Origin of the sequence: Paenibacillus fonticola DSM 21315 (assembly GCF_000381905.1) — a bacterium.
Taxonomy (GTDB): Bacteria; Bacillota; Bacilli; order Paenibacillales; family Paenibacillaceae; genus Fontibacillus; species Fontibacillus fonticola.
In genome coordinates, this window is sequence record NZ_KB907247.1 from 168,158 (window position 1) to 188,224 (window position 20,067).

Here is a 20,067-nt window from a genome sequence, read left to right on the forward strand (position 1 = left end):
GCAGCAGTTAGAAATTCCGCAGCTAGCGATCTTCTTCGCTCTTAATGGCCAAACTGAGCGTAATCCGGACTCCTGCCGGCTCCAGATTCTCAATCTGGAGTGCAGCCGAGCCGCCATAAACGAGCTTTAATCGCAGCAATACGTTGGCCAGGCCGATGGAAGCGCCAAGCTGCCCGTGCTGCTCATCGCCGGGATTGAACTTTTCACGCTGGGTCTCCTCAATTTGCTGGCGCAAAAGGGCAAGCTGATATTCGGGAATCGGATGTCCGTTATTTTCAATTACGATTGTAATTTTACCAGAGTCGTCCTGAGTGGCCCTTAAGGTAACCAGGCCATCGGACTTGGAGCGGTCCATGCCGTGCTTGAAATAATTTTCGACAATAGGCTGTAAAATCATTTTGGGCATAGTTGCCGGCAAGACACTGTCCTGGACCTGCTCATGATATTCAAACCGGTTCTCGAACCGTTCTTTTTGCAGCTCAATATAAGCTTTGACATGGTCCAATTCATCCTGCAGTGTAACACTCTTGTCCTGATTATGCATGCTGTAATGCATCATTTTGGCGAGTGCGGACAGCAGAGCGTAAATTCGCTGCGCTCCCAGCTCCAAAGCAAGGGTGCCTATAATTTGCAGCGTGTTGTTGAGGAAATGCGGATTGATTTGCGCTTGCATCGCCCTCAGCTGGTTCGTTTTGTTCGCTAGTTCGAGCTTGTATTCACGCAGTATCAAATTGTTGATCGTATTCATCATCCCGCGGAAGCGAATCATGACTGCGCCGATCTCGTCGTTGCTGGCCGGACGGATATCCACATTGAGATTACCCGACTGAATTTGATTCATGTAGCGGTTCAATTGCTTGATAGGGGCGGTAATTCGTACTGTAATAAAAATGGTCGCCCCCACGATAATCATCAGTGATATGGCAAGCAGCAGCAAATTGATGGCAACCGCCTTATTGGCCTCTTTGTTCAAGTAGGAGACGGGGATTTGCTTCACGAGCGTCCAGTTGGCCCCGGCCTTATCCAAGCGCTGATAGATGAATACATTGTTGTCCTGTTCGAAGTTTCCTTGAGACTCGCCGGAAACGGCAATTTGCTGCTCGTACCAGTCCGCTTCGAGCGGCAGGCCTAGCTGGCTCTCCTCATCGCTGTAAATGACGTCCCCGCGATCGTCTACAATATATACTTTTTCACGATTGACTTCATACAGGTGCTCTACGATTTCCGTCAGCGCCGACAGCTTTACATCGATGGCCAAATAGCCGATGACTTCACTGGAAGGTACTTTCTCGATCCTGCGATGCAGTGTGAATACAGGCTCCGGCGGATAGTTCGGCTGAATGGCCGCGAACCCGTAAATATGGCTCATATGCGTCTTCTGAACGGCCAGGCTGCGGTCAATATTCAACAGAATATCCTTGTACGGCTCGGTATCGAAAGACCGTTTAGGCGTATTCAAGGTTAACAGAGTAGCCCTGCGGTTAACGTTCTCGTATAAATAGACCTGATAAATATCAGGGATCGAGGTCGAGATATAAGATAATGCGGCGTATACTCTCGAACTGCTTTGCGGGTCGTCATACCCGCCTTCCAGCAGCCTGAACAGCTCCGCATTAGAATAAATCGTGGACGAACTGCGGTTAAGGTCGTTCAACAGATCAGCCAGGTTCCGCTGGCCTTGGTAAAGCAAATTGGCATTCTCCTGCACGGTCCTCGTTCTTAACGATTGCGTCGTATACAAGTAAGTAACGAACATGGTGGCAACGATCGGAATGATCGTGGCGATCAGCATAAAGACGATCAATTTAGTGCGAATACTGTTCCATTTCACTAGTTACTCTCTCCGATCGATAGATCAATAAATTTTGCCTGAGGATAGATGGATAATTATCTCCAGAGAATAAATCAATAAAATACACCCGAAAATAGATCAATAAATTACACCTGTGTGTTCACCTCAGTAGGTGTTTCAAGAGATGAAACTCCTTCATAATTAACAATACAACAGTTACTCGGTAGAAAGAAAGGGGGCTGCGGCATGAGCAGCAGGAAACTGTCTTCATGGGGGCTGCAGTTATTTTTTATAGGGCCCGTTCTACTGTTCTTTGTTATTATTATGATCATTCCGTTTTTGCTAGGCATGTACTACTCGCTTACGAACTGGAATGGCGTATCGGGATCAGTGGACTGGGTAGGATTTGAGAACTTCGTTAAAGTATTCAAAAATGACCCGGATTTTTGGTCGTCCTTTTGGTTTACGGTAAGATTTACGATCGTTGGCGTTGTTCTTACTAATATTGTCGGTTTTTTTCTCGCTTATTTTCTTACTAAACGACTGAAGCTCCGCAATTTTTTACGAACGATCTTCTTTATGCCTAACGTCATCGGCGGACTGCTCCTTGGATTTATTTGGCAGTTTATTTTCATCAAAGGGTTTGCCACAATGGCGGATATTACCGGATGGTCATTTTTTGGACTGCCATGGCTTGGGGATGCGGCAACGGGCTTTTGGGGAATTACGATTGTTTTCGTATGGCAAACAGCAGGTTATTTAATGGTCGTCTATATTTCCTCGCTGACCAATGTACCGTCTGAAGTGATGGAGGCGGCGGAAATCGATGGCGCCAGCCGTTGGCAAATGCTGCGCAGCATCATTATTCCGCTGATTATGCCAGCGATTACGATTTGTCTGTTCCTGGCGATATCCTGGGCGTTCAAAATGTTCGACCTGAACCTGTCTCTTACGAAAGGCGGGCCGTTCAAATCGACGGAATCCGTAGCTATGAACATTTACGTCGAGGCGTTCCAGAATAACAGATACGGTATGGGAACGGCCAAAGCAATGCTATTCTTTATTATTGTCGCGGTGATCACTTTGTTCCAGGTTCGCCTGACGAAGAGCAAGGAGGTCGAAGCTTAATGGACAATAAGAAATATAACTCCCGCATGCTGGTTACTGAAATTGTCATGGTGCTGGCTGGCCTGATCTTCTTGGCGCCGTTCTACTTCCTGTTCGTAAACTCGGTCAAGCCGTTTGGCGAAATTATGTCCAACTCAGCAAGCTGGCCAGAGGTATTCCGCTGGGAAAACTATAGCAAAGCGTGGGAACTGACGAGGTTCCCGGAGGCATTTACCAACTCTCTGTTAATTACATCCATCAGCGTGCTGCTCATGGCACTCATCAGCGCTATGGGAGCGTACCGCATGGTCCGTTCGGATACGCTGTTCAATCGAGCATTGTTCTTCCTGTTCATTGCAGCGATGGTTATTCCGTTCCAATCGATCATGATTCCGCTGATGCGTGTCGTTAACGTGCTCGGTGTCAATAACAGCATGTTCGGTCTGATTCTGACCTATCTCGGCCTGGGCGCCCCGATGTCGTTATTTCTGTTCCACGGCTTCGTCAAATCTATTCCGCTGGAAATTGAAGAAGCGGCTACCGTGGATGGGTGTACGCCGATTACCGTCTTTTTCCGGATCGTCCTGCCAATGCTAAGACCGATGCTCATGACGGTGATCGTGCTGAACTGTCTCTGGGTATGGAACGACTACCTGCTTCCATCACTCATTTTGCAAAGACCGGAGATGCGGACGATTCCGCTTGCTACCTTCGCCTTCTTCGGACAGTACACGAAGCAGTGGGATATTGCGCTTCCAGCACTAGTACTGGGGATTGCCCCGATCATCATTTTCTTTCTGTTTTTGCAGCGATATATTGTCGAGGGAATTGCAGCCGGTTCGGTCAAGGGCTAACAGGTCATTCATGACCGGCCAGGCTGTTCCATTATAAAATTAAAGTAAAGCAAGGGGGAAACTACGCAATGAAGAACAAGAAGTATTCCATGTTATTGTTGTCTGTTATGATGATCATGTCGTTGCTTCTGGCAGCATGCGGAGGGAAGGACAACGCAGCAGGCAATGCCGGCGGTGCGGAGGACGGAGCGAAAAAAGACCGCAAAACGGTAACGATCTTCCAATTCAAGACGGAAATCGTAGAGGGTCTTAACGAATTGAAGGTTGAATTTGAGAAGGAGTATCCGGATATCAAGCTAGACATCCAAACGGTCGGCGGCGGCGCAGACTATGGCGCGTCATTGAAGACGAAATTTGCTTCCGGCGATGCGCCTGATATTTTCTCCAACGGCGGATACACTGAAATGGATATGTGGCTGGACAAGCTCGAGGACTTATCGGATCAGCCTTGGGTGAAAGACCTGATTCCGCTTGCGGCCGAACCGATGACAAAGGATGGCAAAGTATACGGAATGCCGATGAACCTGGAAGGTTTCGGATACATTTACAATAAGGAATTGTTTGAAAAGGCAGGAATTTCGACGCTGCCAAAAACATACTCCGAGCTGGAGGCAGTCGCTAAACAGCTGCAGGACGCAGGCATTACGCCATTCGCCAACGCTTATCAGGAATGGTGGCTCATGGGCAACCAGGGGATTAGCGTCGCTTTTGCCCAGCAGGATGATGTCGATGGATTTATTGCCGGACTGAACGATGGTTCCGCATCCATCGTCGGTAATGAAAAGTTTGAGAACTGGGCTAAACTGATGAAATTGACGGTTGATTACGGCAACAAAAATCCGTTGACTACCGACTACAATACGCAAGTAACGTTGTTTGCCAATGGGGAAGCAGCCATGATGCAAGAAGGCAACTGGGCGCAAACGATGATCGACAGCATCAATCCGGATCTGAATGTTGGCGTACTGCCTATGCCGCTTGGCGATGATCCGCAGGTGAACGATAAATTGACGATCGGTATTCCGGCTAACCTCGTTATCAACAAGGAGTCCGATGCGAAGGAAGAGGCTAAAACGTTCTTGAATTGGCTTGTGACATCGGATATCGGTAAAGAGTATATCGTTAAGAAATTCAAATTCATTCCTGCTTTGTCGACGATCGAAGCAACGCCGGAAGATATGGGCGATATCGGTACCGAACTGTGGAACTATATCGAGGCGGATCAAATTTACAGCTTGCAGTCTTCGAAATTCCCGGATGGCGTAGCTCAAGAGTTCGGCAGCGTGATCCAGCAGTACATCGCCGGTCAAACCGACGTAAACGGCTGGGCGGAAAACATGCAGGCGGCTTGGGATAAATTGAAATAACCCGATGAATGCAATAGCAATTCGCCATGTTGGCAATTCGCTAACCTGGCAATTTGCCAGAAAGTGAATTTGGCTGCTTCCGAGGCTTATCGAAATAGATGAGCGAGGGAGCAGCCTTTTTGCTTATATTTAACCAAATCGCGTTAAAAAGGAGTCATTGCCATGAACAAGCATGCGAACGAGGTACAGGTAGGAGTCGTTTACTATCCGGAGCACTGGGATGCATCTCTTTGGGAAGAAGATGCCCGGCTGATGAAGGAGACGGGCGTTCGCGTAGTCCGGCTGGCTGAGTTTGCCTGGAGCCGGATGGAAAGCAGCTCCGGGGTATACCATTTCGAATGGCTCGATCAGGCGATCGATCTGTTCCATAAATATAATATCCGCGTCGTGTTATGTACGCCGACTAATACGCCCCCGCGTTGGCTCACGGAGCTGAGGCCGGATATTCTGCCGAGAAATGCCGACGGCAGTATTACTCATCCGGGAGTAAGGGGGCACCGCTGTTATAACAGTGAACCGCTGCAGTTCTATGGCCTGCGGATCATCGAAAAAATGACGCAGCGCTACGGCGGCCATCCGGCGGTTATTGGCTGGCAGACGGATAACGAGTACTGGATGATCGATTGCCATTGCGATGCCTGCAGCGATAAATTCCGGGAATGGGTCAAGCGGAAATACGGCACGCTGGAAGCTTTGAACCGTGAATGGGGTACGGTCGTCTGGAGCGGGGAATACAGCGGCTGGTCGCAGGTTGGCGTGCCATACGGAGGCTCCAGGCATCAGAACCCGTCCTATTTGCTGGATTTTGCCCGGTTTCAGTGGGACTGCATAGAGGAATTTCAGCGCAGCCAGATTGATGTTATCCGCAGAAACTGCCCGCATCACTTCGTGACTCATAATTTCCATACTTATCCCCAGCGGCTGAATCTGTACCAGACAGGTGCCGATCTGGACTTTGCCTCCTTCGATTATTATCCAAATACTTCTCCAGACAAGCAATCTACCGGGCCGTATAGCGGCGCGCTGGCTCTGGATGTCACCCGCGGAATTAAGCGGCGGAATTTCTGGATTATGGAGCAGTTAAGCGGTTCGCCGGGCTGCTGGTTCCCGACGTGGCGAGCGCCGTATCCCGGTTTTATCCGCGCCTTCGCCTGGCAGGCGATCGCCAAAGGAGCCGACACGATCGTCCATTTCCGGTGGCGGACGGCGGTCATGGGAGCAGAGCAGTTCTGGCACGGCTTGATCGATCCTAGCAATATTCCCGGCCGCAGATTTGCCGAATTTGCGGAGTTTTGCGGGGAGGTGAACGCTTTATCCGGCAAGCTGCAGGGGACGGCTCCAAAGCATGAAGCGGCAATACTGCTCTCGCATGAGCAGCTTGAAGCGCTGCGTATCCAGCCTCAGGTCGAAGGCATGGATTATTACGAGAACGTGAAGGATTTCCACCGCGCCCTGACAAAGCTCGGGATTGGCTGCGATGTTATCGAATGGACTCAGCCTTTGGACGGCTACAAAATCGTAGTTGCTCCTAGCCTATACTTGCTGAGCGAGGAGATCGCGGCTTCGCTGGAACGCTTTGCTGCGGCAGGGGGCACGGTAATTGTCACAAACCGCTCGGGAGTTAAGCATATGAACAATCAGGCGGCCATGCTGCCGCTGCCTGGATTGCTAGCCAAATGCACGGGAATCCGGGTGGAGGAATATGATCCAATCGGTCTGGACAGTCATCGTGTTGTTAATGCAGCAGGCCATTCTTTTATGGTCTCGCAGTGGTGCGATATTATAAGTCTTGAAGGCGCGGAAGCGATCGCTTGGTATGACGAGGACTTCTATAGCGGCGTACCGGCAGTGACGGTAAATTCATTCGGGCAGGGGAGAGTGTACTATCTCGGCACGCATCCGGAGGAAGCATACTTGCAGGAGCTGTTTACAAAAGAGGCAGAAGCGCATGGAATACAGATGTTCCCGGGGCTGCCAGAGGGCGTGCAGGTCGCGCTGCGCAGCGGGGAATCGGCGGCATATCTGTTCGTGATGAACTTAAGCCGTCAGCCGCATCAAATAACTTTGCCGGCCTCCTGCCACAGTGTGCTGTACGACAAGAAACGGCAGGAAACGTTGAGCCTGGAGCCTTACGGCATCGATATATTGGAACTGCCCGCGTTAGTTTGAATGAATTATTAAAAACTTGAAATATTTCCCTTTACGATGATCAGCGGGTTATTTATATTTAGTATGTAACCATACATGATCGAATCATAGTAGGGGGGAATTCACGTGACCATCATACAATTTCCGAAAAACTTCGTCTGGGGCGTATCTACCTCGGCTTATCAAATCGAAGGCTCCTTGGATAAGGACGGGCGAGGCCTGAGCATCTGGGACGTTATGGCGGCAACGCCCGGCAAAATTTTTCAAGGCGATGACGCAAGCGTTGCCTGTGACAGCTACAACCGTTACGAGGAAGACATTCAGCTTATGAAGGAGCTGGGTGTTAAAGCCTACCGCTTCTCGGTATCGTGGCCGCGCATTTACCCGCAAGGCTTCGGCGAAGTGAACCGGAAAGGAATCGAGCATTACAAACGCCTGGTGAACAAGCTGCTCGAGAACGGAATCGAGCCGTTCTGCACATTGTACCACTGGGAGCTGCCGCAGGCGCTTCAGACTAATGGGGGCTGGGAGAACCGGGAGACGATCGATGCCTTCGTCATGTTCGCCGAAACGATGTTCCGTGAGTTCGACGGCTTGATCAAGCATTGGATGACGTTCAATGAGCCATGGTGCACCGCGATTAACGGCCATTTGCTCGGCAGGCATGCACCGTGCATTATGAACTGGCAGTCGGCCATTCAAGCCGGGCATCACCTGCTGGTAGCGCACGGCAAGACGGTAGCGAAGTTCCGCGAGTTGGGGACGGAGGGCGAGATCGGTTATGCGCCGGATATTTACTGGTACGAGCCGTTCTCCCGTAAGCAGGAGGATATCGCCGCAGCGTATCGGGCATTTTCCATATATACATGGTTCGTGACCCCTGTATTTACAGGCGAATACCCGGCGGAGATGGCCGCCTGGATCAGGACGAAGGGCGCTGAGCCTGTCATTGAGCCGGGGGACATGGACATTATATCGCAGAAAATTGATTTCCTCGGGCTGAACTTCTACGGCGGCAACATTGTGCGCCATAAGGAAGGCAACAACTATTTGGATCTGGAGCATGTCGATCTCGGCTACGATAAATCGGATAAGGGCTGGTTCATTTTCCCGGAGGGGCTGTATTTAACCTTAAGCTGGCTAACCGAGCAGTTTGGGCCGATTCCGATATACATTACCGAGAACGGCGCCTGCTACAATGACGAAGTGGTGGATGGAAAAGTTAACGATGTCCGCCGCATCAAATTTCTGGAGAGCCATGTTGCCGAGCTGGGCCGAGCAATCGAATCCGGCGTGAATTTGAAAGGCTATCTCACCTGGTCGCTGATGGACAATTTCGAGTGGGCGTTTGGATACTCGTGCCGCTTCGGCTTGATCCATGTCGATTACAGAACGCAGGTACGTACGCCGAAAGAGAGCTATTACTGGTACCAGAAGCTCATACGCAAAAATTGGCTTGAGCTGGAGAGTCGTTAACAATTGATAGTTTTTGGTGAAAAATGTCATAAGTTCACGAATGCAAGCCCGTCCTTAGTACGAAGGAACGGGCTTTTTGTCGGATTTTTTTTATTTTAAATTCGTATATAATAGTTTGAAGGTTTTAAGGTAGGGGTGACATGATGAGGAGATGGTTATGGCTCCCGCTTGCACTTTTTGTCGTTATATTGGCAGGCTGCGGGGGAAGCAAGAAGTTTACGATAGAGCAGGCGGATGTCGCGGCGAGAATTATGCCGAATGGCGATCTTTTTATACAGGAGCTATTTACTTATCGCTTTGAAGGCGGCTGGAATGGAATGACCCGGTATGTCGACCTTAAAGGGCATGAGGGGATCGAGTTTTTTGAAGCGTATATTCCGCCGTCAGGCAAATATTTCGAAGACTTTACATATGACAATTTGCAGCGTCTTACAGTGGATTTCAACGAGGATAACGACACTTACTATGTTCATACACCGTCCTCGGATGAAACGAAGCGGGTCTATTACCGGTACCGGATTAAAGGCGCTGCCGTACGCTATGCGGATACAGGCGAGTTGGCGTGGAGTTTTTTCAAGAACAACAATGACGACATCCATAACGTGACGATCAACCTGCAGCTACAGGAGCCGTATGACGAGCAACGCATCCATTATTTCCTGCATGACCGGACGGGCGGGCAGGTTTCCCTAAAGCTTGGCGGGAGTGGGGAGTTATCCTCCATCCACTATTACAATGCGCTTCTCGATCTGAACGGCACGGCCCGTTTAAGAGTGCTGTTTCCGGCGGAGTGGATTAGCGAACAGGAGGCCCGTCCCGCAGCACTTCCGCTGGATCAGGTTTTGGCCGAGGAACATGAACGGGAGCAGCGGCTCGTTAAGAGGGAGAATCATTTATCGCTTGCCGATTCCGTGCTGAACATTGTGCTCTATGGGGCTCTTCTATTGCTTTTGCTCCATTTGCTGCCGCTCAAAAGAATTGCCGGACGGCTGCTGCACAAAAGTCTTTTGCCCGAGCAGTTGGAACGGCTGGATCCACTGCTTGCCGTATATATTTTCCGAAAAGGGCGGCTTAAGAAGCGGGATATATTTGCGGGAGTATTTTCTTTGCGGCATAGAGGGCTCGTGGCAATGGAGGAAAGGCAGGCCCCTCCACGGCTGCAGGCAGACAAGAAGGCGCCTGACATCCTGCCGGAATTCGTCTTTACGGGAAGGCGTTCCGCCTTAAACGAAACGGAGAGATTTTTCCTGGATAAGTTCTTCTATGGAAAAAAGCTGGAGACAGAACGGTTCACCGGGCCTACGCGGAAGGAGAAGAAGGATTCGAACGAGTTGAAGCGATATCGGCGCCTCTCTGAACGCATTCATACCGATTTCAAAAAATGGCGTGAACTGCTTGGACGTATGGACAATTTTCATGAGTATGTGTACCCGAACCGCCTGCGCAGAATATTGAAGACTGCTCTTATTTTTCTGCATTTCATTATTGTTCTTGCGCTTTATATTACTGATGTCTCATCGACTGTGAAAATAGGCTGGGTTTTCCTAATTGTTGGTACGGCCGCCGGACTCGCTTTCGCCTTCCCGAAGCGAAGATGGATTACGGGGGTATATTATGTAGTTTGCTTTGGCGCAGCCGGCCTTCTTTATGAGAGCCCTGCTGCGACTACGTATGCGCTGCTGGTGATTGTAACTGTGATTTTTGTATACATTCTTCCTTCTTATCGGCTGACGCTGACAGGCTGGAAATATTACGCGGCACTTCGCTATTGGCGCAGGCGGCTTAAACGAGGAAAGACTTATTCTGGGTCCGGAGCATATGACACGGAATCGAGTCTTAAGCTGGCCGAATTCGCTCTTGTGCTGGATGCAGGTCCGCAGCTGCTGAAGGCGATGAAGCGTCGGTCCGATGATGAGGCGTTGCAATCACTAGTTTCGCGCATAAGCCAACCGGCTATAGAAGGTCTTGTTTATTCGCAAAGATCGATCTCCTATATGCCGCCAGATACCTCATCCGGAGGCAGTGGCGGATTTACCGACGGCGGCGGCGGTGGAGGCGGCGGGGGCGACGGTGGAACCGGCGCTTTCTAGCTATGGACTGTAAAAATAAGAAACCTGAAAAAAGAACCTGTCAAGTTACGAGGGATAGCCCTCTGTCAGGTTCTTTGGCTTGTTTTTGCAGTGATGAATGCTGCGTACATTTCCTTATAGTGATGAATGCTGCGAGTATAAGCTACATTCTTTGTAGTGACGAGTGGTTTCGATGCTAAGCTACATTCGTTCCAGCAGTACATGAGCGATTTCCTGGTAATCGGCCACTCGGTGGTGCGGCTGATGGTCCGATTCCGGTTCGACGCTGCGGTGGTTGAACCACAACACCTTCCAGCCGGCATCGAGCGCGCCAACGACGTCATTGCGCCAGGAGTCGCCGATGTAGAAGCAATTTTGGGGAGCCAGGCCAAGCTGACCGGTCACGTGCTGGAAGAGACGTGCATCCGGCTTAGTAAATCCGACGGCTCCCGAAATATAAATCAGCTCTTCCGGGATGAGCCTAGTCAGGTTCAGGGCTTTGACTTTGTTCATTTGATGGTCGCGGGGCCCGTTCGTAATGACGCCTACTACGAAGCTTCTGGCTTGCAGCTCCGTGATCAGCTCCTCTACGCCATCATACAGTTCGATTGCATATTGTAGGCTAAGGTACTCCTCCTGAACAGTTTGCGCTAGTTCCGGCGCGAGCGAGAGGCCGAATTCGGCCAAGGCGAGCTGGAAACGCTGCCGCCGCATTTGGTGCAGCTCTTCGCCATGGGTTGGCGTCCCCCCAAGCTCCGCAGATAGAGCGTCGCTGTAGTAACGCATCCGATGGTAGGCTTGATCGTACGGAAAATCTGGCGGCGTCGATAGTATGTTGGTCAGTGCAGCGCGGAAAGGATTAAGGTGATCATACAGTGTGTCGTCGAGGTCGAAGAACACGGCCCGCCGCCGCGAAGTAGATGTCATGAGTAGAGTTCTCTCCCTTGTAGTTGATCATTAGTATTAGTTACTATTATACCGCCTACCGGAAGTGAACAGGGATTAAAATCTGCGGCTCGCTCCGCCACCGCCGGAAGAGCCTCCACCGCCACCGCGGAATCCTCCGCCTCCGCCTCCACCGCCTCCTCTCCCGCCCCGGCCGAGGATCGACAGCAGGAGAATGGTAAACGTTCCGCGGAAGAACACGATGTCGATGAAGATGAACGCCACGATGATGATGATCCATAACGGGGACAGGCCGCCGCTTCCTGCCGAATTTGCAGAACCTGCTGTGTCCGGCAAAGTGACTTCCTGAGGGTTCAGTTCCAGTTCTGCGCCGTACTCTTTGGCGACCTCGTTATACAGAACTTTATATGTCTCGACGATACCTTGTCCGGGCTGCTCATTTTCGATATACGGAATGGTGACCTGATCGAGAATCCGCCCGGTTTTGCCGTCGGGCAGCGCACCCTCTAGACCGTAGCCGACCTCGATACGGACCTGCCTGTTGCCAGGCAGGTTGTCGCCTAAGGAGATGAGCAGCAGGACGCCGTTATTTAGCTTGGCATCGCCTAGCTTATAAGTTCGCAGCGCCTCGAGCGCATACTCCTCGATAGGCTCATCTCCCAGGGAAGGCACGGTCAGCACGGCGATTTGCGCCTTCGTGCGGTCTTCAAGCGCCCTGCCGAGCGCCAGAAGATACTGGGACTGCTCGGCTGTTAGAAGATGCTCGAAATCCTGCACATAAATATCTCCTCGAGGCTCGGGAATCTTTGGGACAGCTGAGACGCTGGACGAAGGGGCCGCAAATACGGATAAAATCAGGATGAGAAGCGGGAGCAAGCTCCGGATGAATCGTTGTCGGCATGGTGCGGGGCTCATGCCCATTCCTCTTCCGGCTGCAGCCAGAGATGCTGAGGACGGGCTGCCGGAGGCGCAGGAATCCGCGAAGTCTCATCCGTGCCGAAATCGACCTCTGGATTCGTTCTGGATTCCGGCGTCGTCTCGAAGTACCGCTTCTCATTGAATCCCATGATCCGTGCGATAAAAACCCCGGGGAAACGCCGAATCAGCTTGTTGTATTCCGCAACCGCATTGTTATAGTCGGCGCGGGCGACGGCGATCCGGTTCTCCGTTCCGGCCAGTTCGTCCATGAGCTGGGTAAATTGGGCATCCGCCTTCAGCGTCGGGTAGTTCTCGACGATAACAAGCAGGCGGCTGAGCGCGCCTTGAAGCTGTTGATCGGCTGCGGCCAGCTCGTCAGGCGTACGTGCCCCGCCGAGCGCGGCTCTGGCATCGGAAACTTCCTTAATTACTTCTTTTTCATGCTTGGCATAGCCTTTGACGGTGTTGACCAGATTGGGAATCAGATCGTATCGCCGCTGCAATTGAACGTCGATTTTGCTCCATTGCTGGTTTACCGTTTCTTCGGAGGTCATGAACTTATTGTAATTTCCCGCGAACAGGGCAATGCCGATAATGACAACCGCCGCAATGATAATGATGGGAATCAGACAGCCTTTTCCCTTTAAATTCATTTGCTATACTCCTCCTGTTCATGTCGCTATTACTTATCTTTATACCCTTTGCTTTATTTCTAAAAACTAAACAGTGTTTTGCAAATTGCTTTAGAGCACATCGCGAAGCGGGCTTAGAACTAGATTAGATGCGCCAATTGGCCGTCAACAGGCATAGTGGTTTACATGAAATGGGAGGAATATGGACGATGCGTGAGCATTCAGGAGGATGTTTGCGACTGGTGGTTGTGGAGATCACGAGCATTGATGGGATAGCTTCTCATACATGAGGATACTGTCTCGCTGCGTTTTCCCTTGGAGCAGATACACACTATAATTAGAGATGTTTTTTAAATAATAAAGAGGAGTTGACTTGAACTTGGCTTATGATGAAGTGTTGGAGCGCCGTAATGAGCTATTGAAGAGACAGGTAGGTGAGATGCTCGCCAAGGAGAACCAATATGGATTGAAAGATCAAGAGAGTCATTTCCTCCGGCGGATGATTAAAGAGCTGCATCAGACAGAATTCGAGCTGAGCGGCAAATCATTGTGATTATTGAAGAAGATCTGATTAGGAGTTATGACGACGATCGAGGATATGCACTCGCTGCATATCCTCGATCGTCTATTTTGCGTGTATAAAGATGATGTGATGCTTACAGGGGAGTAAGGAGTACGCTTTATGACTGCGGCGGCTCCTTCTTTGCCGGGCGCTGCCTTCTCGAAAGCTTAAACACCATTTGATTCAGCACCTCGGAAAGGACGAGCCCGATGGCGATAGAGCCCGAGATCAGAAATGCTTTGGCGGCGAGCTGGACGGCCAGGTTGTATTCGCTCTCGACGAACTGGCGCATGGCATCATAAGCCAGTCCCCCCGGAACGAGCGGAATGATCCCGGATACGCTGAACAAAATGACCGGCTTTTTGTATATTCTGGCCAGCGTTTGGCTGATGACCCCTACGATAAAGGTTGCCACGACCGTGGCAAAGACGGCATCGAGTCGCGGCGACAGCAGGACGTAGGCGATCCATCCCATCATCCCGGCGAGCCCGCAATGCAGGAGCATCCTTCTCGGGGCATTAAACAAAATGCCAAAAGCGGCGGAAGCGATGAAGCTCGTAATGAGATGAAGGCTGAGCGATATAATTTGCGGCGGTATCATTTTATGATTAACCTTCTTTCCGGTTAAAAAAATGTGACAACAACGGCTATTCCCGTTCCGATGGCGAAGGCGGTCAGGATAGCTTCCGCGCCCCGGGACAAGCCCGAGACCAAATGCCCAGCTATCAAATCCCTGACTGCGTTCGTGATCAGAAGTCCGGGTACGAGCGGCATGACAGAGCCGATAACAATCTTGTCCGGCTCCTGTCCGAGTCCAAGCCCAACGAAAAAGACGGCCAAGAGTCCGATGAAAAAAGCTGCGGAAAATTCCGCGAAAAATTTCACCTTGACTAAACGGTGCAGCGCAAGGAACAAGGCAAAACCGGCTCCGCCGCACAGGACGCCGGGCAGGATGTCGGCCATACTGCCCCGGAACATATAGGTGAAGCAGCCACTGGCGGCAGCCGCCGTGATGATTTGCAGCCAGACCGGATACTCGTGCCCGGCTTGATCAATGTCAGCCAGCCTGGCGTAGGCGCCGGCGGGCGTAATGTGTTTGCTAGCCAGCTTGCGCGATACGTCGTTAATAGCGGCGATCTTCCCTAAATCGGTCGTCCGTTCAACGATGCGAATCAGCCTGGCCGACTGCGAGCTGCTTGGCTGGAACACGATTCCCGTCGGAGTGACATAACTGTGCGAGCCTCCGAGACCCATCGCTTCCGCCATACGGGTCATCGTATCCTCGACTCTATACGTTTCGGCCCCGCTTTGCAGCATCATTTTGCCGGCGAGGAGACAGAGTGCGGCAGGCCCGATATGGCCTTGTTCGGCGTCATCTGCATGAATAGGCTCTGCTGTCTCTGAAGACTTTTTGCCGAAATAGCTCTCCGCTCCATTTACCGCCAAGTCATGGCCATCCATATGCAAGTCATTTTCCTTGCCAACATCCCCATGTGCCGGCCTGCCGCTAGCTGTTTTCTGATGTTCACGTCCACCTGCATTATCCATGTTTATTCACCCCTGGTGGTTAATACTGCGTTCATTATATCATGCACGCCTTGATCAGGCGGTGATTCGTCTTACTGCTGCGGCAGCAGGTAGAGCCGCTAAATAACTAAAGTAATTTAAGCAATTAGAGCAGTCAAAGCAATTAGAGCAGTCAAAGCAGTTAAAGCAGCAAGGCCCATTCTTTTGCTGTTACGGCCGAATCGTTACTCTCGTTCCTATTGGCACAAGCGAGGATAAGGTTAGTACGTCTTGATTATACATACGTATGCAGCCGTGGGACACCTCGTGGCCGATCGAAGAAGGATTGTTAGTCCCATGGATGCCATAGTGGGGCTTGGAGAGGCCCATCCAAAATGCCCCGAACGGTCCGCCGGGATTAGGCTGCTTATTAATGATGACGTAATCTCCCGTTGGGGTCTGGGTAAGCATTTTGCCGATGCCTACAGGAAAAGATCTTACGACGGCGTCCCCGTCAAGCAAATGCAGCTGCCGTTCCGATAAATCTACAATGATCCGGTAATTAGGCATTTATCATTCCTCCTGCTTAGGTGTATGAAGGATCTGAATCACCACAGGATATATATATATTCGCACAAGGGGCTGAATGTCCAACGACTTGATCATATTCTATCCTTCTGCTTCACGTACACTGCAGTGTCATTTACCTTGCTGCTTTTATATACACGCTGTTCCAGATGATTCTGCTGGTATATTAGTTGCTGGATATAGCGGATCAAGCATTGTATAAAGCAAAAGAATCGGGCAGGAACAAGGTCTGGCGTGCGGAACGCTAGGCCTTTTTTGTATAAAGCAAAGCCGATAGGGCTATTTTCATTTAGAAAGTAAGCATAGTAAATGAATGATTTAAATGTCTCATTGGAACAATAACTCGGACTGAGCAGGATGTTATTATGGTTCACACTATCTAAGGTGAACACTATCTAAGGTGAACACTATCTAAGGTGAACACTATCTGAGCATGACACTATCAAGAGGTGGATGCTGTCTGGGCAGGATGCTGTCTAAGATCTGCAGAGTGAAAGGATATTATATGCCAACGAAACCAAATGAGCAAAAGATGGAAGAGTGGTTGGTCGAGCAATTGACCGGTTTGATGGATTTCGAGGAAAGATCCCTGGGCAATTCCGGCGATATAAAAATGATCTATTTGAGAAGCCTGACCGATTCTGATACGGTTAAACGCTTTATTGTCGTACCCAGCTATGAGATGGATGTTCAGGAATATGAGAACTACATCTTTTCTTTTCCAGGGAGCGAGAAAACCAAGGATAGGCAGCAGGTTATGGAGTTTGTCATGAAAGGCTATATTTTCATTCGGATCAAGGACAGCAGCTATTTGTTTGATGCGATGAAAATAGAGTTTAGCGGTATCTCCTCCAGCATAACAGAGGCAATCGTTCAAGGACCGAACGATGCCCTGACTGAAAATATCGAAATCAATGTCAATTTGATTCGCCGCCGCTACCAGTCCAAACAATTGCGGATCGAGCCGCTAACGATCGGCAATGTGTCTCAAACGACGGTTGTCGTGATGTATGACGATTCCCGGGTGGATAGGGATGTATTGCAGGAGATGAGGAAGCGGCTCTCGGAAATATCGGTTGATATTTTGCAATCGGCGGGCGAGCTTGAAAAGTTTATCAGCGAGCGGAAGTATCGCATTTTTCCGACAACGGTTGTAACGGAAAGGCCCGACCGGGTCGTATTCAACTTAGCGGCAGGCAAGGTAGCCGTACTTATGAACACGGTGGGCTACGCGGTGATAGCGCCATCCGTATTCAACGACTTCTTCACGGCGATGGATGACAAAATCCAGCTACCGTTAGTTGGCTGGTTTATGAAGCTGATCCGCTACATCGGCCTTTTTCTCACGGTTACTCTCCCGGCCTTCTATGTCGCCTTTACATCCTATAACCCGGAAATATTAAAAATTCAAATTACACTTCTGATCGCGGGCAGCCGAGCCGCCGTGCCGTATCCGTCCTTCATCGAGGTCGTATTAATGCTGCTCATGATGGAGTTTCTCATAGAAGCGAGCTTGAGGCTTCCGAAGGCGATCGGGCCGACGGCGACGACGGTGGGAGGTCTCATTTTGGGGCAAGCGGCAACTCAGGCTGGCCTGGTCAGTAATATTATGATCATTATCGTATCGGCAGTCGCCATTTCCAATTTTGTCATCCCCTTGAATATGATGGCTTTTACTGTGCGTGTACTCAAATATTACCTCATTTTCTTTGCAGCAACGTTTGGGTTAATCGGCATCGTTGTGAGTACAGTGGGCATCGTGATGTACCTGTCGGGCATGCGCAGCTTCGGAAAGCCGTACCTGGAAATATTTCCAAAAAGAGCCTATCAGGGTAAGGGAGATAAGCAGCATGGTTAATGAAAGGTATTTCTATTATTTATTTACGATCCAAGCGTTAATTAATATCGTTAATTTCGTGCCTCGCGTCTTGATCGATAACCGGTTCGAGGGGGCACTGATGTCCATCTTGGTTTCGGTCGTCCTCGGGACAACGCTGTTGATCATATTTACGAAAATTATCAGCCATTTTCCCGGGGAGGGGCTTCCGGAAATTATCCATGATACCCTCCCCCGATTTGTAGGCCTTCCTTTGCTTTGCATTTTCGCCTTCCTTTGGTATGAATCCGGAGCTATCACTCTAGTGTCTTTTGTTGATATTACACTCCGTTTCATAACCCCCGACGTATCTCCGGTCTTTGCAATCATCGGTTTTCTATTGCTGGTTACAATGTGCAGCCGCCTAAAAACGGAATCTATCCTGTATGCGCTCGAGACGACCCTGATCATTAACTGTCCATTGGTTGCTTATATGCTGATCAAGGCGCTGATTAATCCGCATTTCAGTTGGGATGCGGTTATGCAGATCATCACACATCTTTGGACTATACCGAAGTACAACTCTATTGCGGGTGCTTCTTTTATTTTTACCGGTTATGTGAACCTAGCCATTTTTAATCGCGCTTTTAAAAGCTTAAAGCTTAGGCATTTATGGATGATCCCGCTATCCGGACTGATGGTCCTGCTAGTTACGCTGCTTGTTCCCATTGGCTATCACGGGACGATCGGCGTAGAGCAACAGGTATATACCTGGTTTTCGACGGCAGATGCCATTCGCAGCGAGTTTTTTATCGTGGAACGCGTGCTGTTTATATTTTATTTCAGTTACTTAGCCATGTCGCTAGTTAGCGTCGTCGTTCATTGGCATATCGCTTTAGAATTAGTCAAAGGGTTTTTAATGAAGAAAAAGACGAAGGGAGTAAAAGCGGCTTCGAATAAGGATTGGTGGACTCTTGGTCTGATGACGGCAGGAACAGTCTGGATGGGGTTCTATTTTGATCAGGCGAAATTAACGATGTTCGGACAGTGGTTTCTAAATGTTCGACTGCCCGGAGAGCTGCTGCTGCTAGCTACGGTCTTAGTCGCATACCGGAGGAGGAAGAAGAGGGCATGAGAAAATGGCTGTACTTATGGCTCGTAATCCTGTTAGGCACGATGTCCCTGCTGCTGACAGGGTGCCAATTCAAGGATGTGGACCGGCGCGCGTTTGTATTGGCCTTCGGCATCGATTCCGTACAAAAGGAGGAACAGGGCGGGCAAGGCAGAGAGGAGGGAGAAGAAGGGGAAGGCAAAGGCAAAGATAAGGGCAAGGGGAAGCATTCGATCGAGGTTTCGCTCAAGCTGGCTATTCCCGAAGGAGATCCGACAAAACGTAACCAGGAAGCCATTGTCATTTCTCAGATTTCAAGCAGTATACCGGAGGCGGTTCGCCTGCTGAAATCAAAGGTGGATAAGGAGCTGGATTTCAGCCATTGCAAGACGCTATTGTTCGGTGAGGCTTATGCCCGTAACAATATTTCTGAAATGACCGATTGGATGGTCAGGCGCAGGGATATTCAACTAATCGCTTATAACGGAGTGGCCAGACCTACGGCCAAGGAAGTGCTCGACGTCCATCCAAAAAGCGAGCGGGTTCCCGCATATTACCTCATTTTAAGCTTGGGGAAGGAAGGAACTGAATCGCCTTTCATCGTCAGTACATTCTCCTATAATTTACGGCGTCATTTGACGGAGCAAGGTCTGGATCCTGTTCTGCCTCTCGTGGAGAAAGCAGGGGAGGATACTCTTCTGATCAATAAAGCAGTGCTGCTGGACAATCAGAGAGTACGCGCTGAATTAACGCCCGACGAGGCAAGAATGTTTAACTTGCTAACCCAGCGAGGACTGCGAACCAGCTTCAATGTAGAAATGGATGGTAATATATATAGCTACAATATGGAAAGTAACTGGTCCAAATTCAAATTGGTCAAATCGAATAAGGGTAAAATGGTCGTACAGTATACAGTTGGAGGCAGGGCGACGTTGGAGGATAACACGGACGCAATCGAGATGACGGGGCGAATTCTTAGAGCTGTTTCCAAAGCGGCCAGCGAGCAGTGGGAAAAGGATATTAAGCAGTTCCTTGTCAAAGTCCATGGAACCGGGGTGGATCCGTTCGGATGGGGGTTAAGATACAGCGCCATGAGTTGGAACAATGCTACGGAGCTCGAAGAATGGAAAAGGATATATCCTGAATTGGAATTCAGCGTCAAAGCGGATGTACAGGTTAGATATTCGGGCATGATCCGCTAATATAAGGGGATAG

Annotated in this window: 17 protein-coding genes; 10 read left to right on the top strand and 7 right to left on the bottom strand. The window is 50.1% G+C overall.

Annotation, left to right across the window (positions count from 1 at the left end; genetic code table 11):
- Positions 1 to 22 precede the first annotated feature (22 nt).
- Positions 23 to 1,831 carry a cache domain-containing sensor histidine kinase gene (locus G358_RS0104240; protein ID WP_019635956.1) on the bottom strand — a complete coding sequence of 603 codons (1,809 nt, stop codon included), beginning with the start codon at positions 1,829 to 1,831 and terminating at the stop codon, positions 23 to 25.
- Positions 1,832 to 2,038: 207 nt separating this feature from the next.
- Here G358_RS0104240 and G358_RS0104245 point away from each other — a divergent pair, with 207 nt between their 5' ends.
- The 6 genes from G358_RS0104245 to G358_RS0104270 all read left to right on the top strand — a co-directional run bounded on the left by G358_RS0104245 (position 2,039) and on the right by G358_RS0104270 (position 10,834).
- The gene (locus G358_RS0104245; protein WP_019635957.1) at positions 2,039 to 2,920 is read left to right on the top strand and encodes a carbohydrate ABC transporter permease; all 882 of its coding nucleotides are present in this window, start codon (positions 2,039 to 2,041) and stop codon (positions 2,918 to 2,920) included.
- Complete coding sequence (locus tag G358_RS0104250; RefSeq protein WP_019635958.1) at positions 2,920 to 3,753, top strand: carbohydrate ABC transporter permease; 834 nt, start codon at positions 2,920 to 2,922, stop codon at positions 3,751 to 3,753. The genes G358_RS0104245 and G358_RS0104250 overlap by 1 nt, the downstream gene beginning before the upstream one ends.
- Before the next feature lie 68 nt (positions 3,754 to 3,821).
- Positions 3,822 to 5,120 carry an ABC transporter substrate-binding protein gene (locus G358_RS0104255; protein ID WP_019635959.1) on the top strand — a complete coding sequence of 433 codons (1,299 nt, stop codon included), beginning with the start codon at positions 3,822 to 3,824 and terminating at the stop codon, positions 5,118 to 5,120.
- A gap of 162 nt (positions 5,121 to 5,282) precedes the next feature.
- Entirely contained in the window at positions 5,283 to 7,289 is a 2,007-nt protein-coding gene (locus tag G358_RS0104260) for a beta-galactosidase (RefSeq protein ID WP_019635960.1), read from the top strand.
- 105 nt (positions 7,290 to 7,394) lie between these two features.
- The gene (locus tag G358_RS0104265; protein ID WP_019635961.1) at positions 7,395 to 8,744 is read left to right on the top strand and encodes a GH1 family beta-glucosidase; all 1,350 of its coding nucleotides are present in this window, start codon (positions 7,395 to 7,397) and stop codon (positions 8,742 to 8,744) included.
- A gap of 140 nt (positions 8,745 to 8,884) precedes the next feature.
- Entirely contained in the window at positions 8,885 to 10,834 is a 1,950-nt protein-coding gene (locus G358_RS0104270) for a DUF2207 domain-containing protein (RefSeq protein ID WP_084662660.1), read from the top strand.
- Between the two features lie 180 nt (positions 10,835 to 11,014).
- On the opposite strand, the gene G358_RS0104275 is transcribed toward G358_RS0104270, so the two are convergent.
- The 3 genes from G358_RS0104275 to G358_RS0104285 all read right to left on the bottom strand — a co-directional run bounded on the left by G358_RS0104275 (position 11,015) and on the right by G358_RS0104285 (position 13,290).
- Positions 11,015 to 11,740, bottom strand: coding sequence for an HAD family hydrolase (locus tag G358_RS0104275; protein ID WP_019635963.1), 726 nt, complete (start codon positions 11,738 to 11,740; stop codon positions 11,015 to 11,017).
- 75 nt (positions 11,741 to 11,815) lie between these two features.
- A complete protein-coding gene (locus tag G358_RS0104280) occupies positions 11,816 to 12,634 on the bottom strand; it encodes a TPM domain-containing protein (RefSeq protein ID WP_019635964.1) in 819 nt (272 codons plus the stop codon).
- Positions 12,631 to 13,290, bottom strand: a complete 660-nt coding sequence (locus G358_RS0104285; protein ID WP_019635965.1) for a LemA family protein — start codon at positions 13,288 to 13,290, stop codon at positions 12,631 to 12,633. The genes G358_RS0104280 and G358_RS0104285 overlap by 4 nt, the downstream gene beginning before the upstream one ends.
- Before the next feature lie 352 nt (positions 13,291 to 13,642).
- Between G358_RS0104285 and G358_RS29420 the strand changes: the two genes are divergently transcribed.
- A complete protein-coding gene (locus G358_RS29420) occupies positions 13,643 to 13,822 on the top strand; it encodes a hypothetical protein (RefSeq protein WP_019635966.1) in 180 nt (59 codons plus the stop codon).
- A 127-nt stretch (positions 13,823 to 13,949) separates the two neighbouring features.
- On the opposite strand, the gene G358_RS0104300 is transcribed toward G358_RS29420, so the two are convergent.
- The 3 genes from G358_RS0104300 to G358_RS0104310 all read right to left on the bottom strand — a co-directional run bounded on the left by G358_RS0104300 (position 13,950) and on the right by G358_RS0104310 (position 15,907).
- Positions 13,950 to 14,432, bottom strand: a complete 483-nt coding sequence (locus G358_RS0104300) for a threonine/serine exporter family protein (RefSeq protein WP_019635967.1) — start codon at positions 14,430 to 14,432, stop codon at positions 13,950 to 13,952.
- A 23-nt stretch (positions 14,433 to 14,455) separates the two neighbouring features.
- On the bottom strand, positions 14,456 to 15,379 hold the full coding sequence (locus G358_RS0104305; protein WP_019635968.1) for a threonine/serine exporter family protein: 924 nt from the start codon (positions 15,377 to 15,379) through the stop codon (positions 14,456 to 14,458).
- A gap of 189 nt (positions 15,380 to 15,568) precedes the next feature.
- Entirely contained in the window at positions 15,569 to 15,907 is a 339-nt protein-coding gene (locus G358_RS0104310; RefSeq protein ID WP_019635969.1) for a L,D-transpeptidase, read from the bottom strand.
- A 523-nt stretch (positions 15,908 to 16,430) separates the two neighbouring features.
- Here G358_RS0104310 and G358_RS0104315 point away from each other — a divergent pair.
- Genes G358_RS0104315 through G358_RS0104325 form a run of 3 tightly spaced genes read left to right on the top strand, consistent with a single transcriptional unit; the run spans position 16,431 to position 20,054 of the window.
- Positions 16,431 to 17,783: a spore germination protein gene (locus G358_RS0104315; RefSeq protein ID WP_026342050.1), complete on the top strand. Its 1,353-nt coding sequence runs from the start codon at positions 16,431 to 16,433 to the stop codon at positions 17,781 to 17,783.
- Entirely contained in the window at positions 17,776 to 18,876 is a 1,101-nt protein-coding gene (locus tag G358_RS0104320; RefSeq protein ID WP_019635972.1) for a hypothetical protein, read from the top strand. The genes G358_RS0104315 and G358_RS0104320 overlap by 8 nt, the downstream gene beginning before the upstream one ends.
- Entirely contained in the window at positions 18,873 to 20,054 is a 1,182-nt protein-coding gene (locus G358_RS0104325; protein ID WP_019635973.1) for a Ger(x)C family spore germination protein, read from the top strand. The genes G358_RS0104320 and G358_RS0104325 overlap by 4 nt, the downstream gene beginning before the upstream one ends.
- Positions 20,055 to 20,067 lie beyond the last annotated feature (13 nt).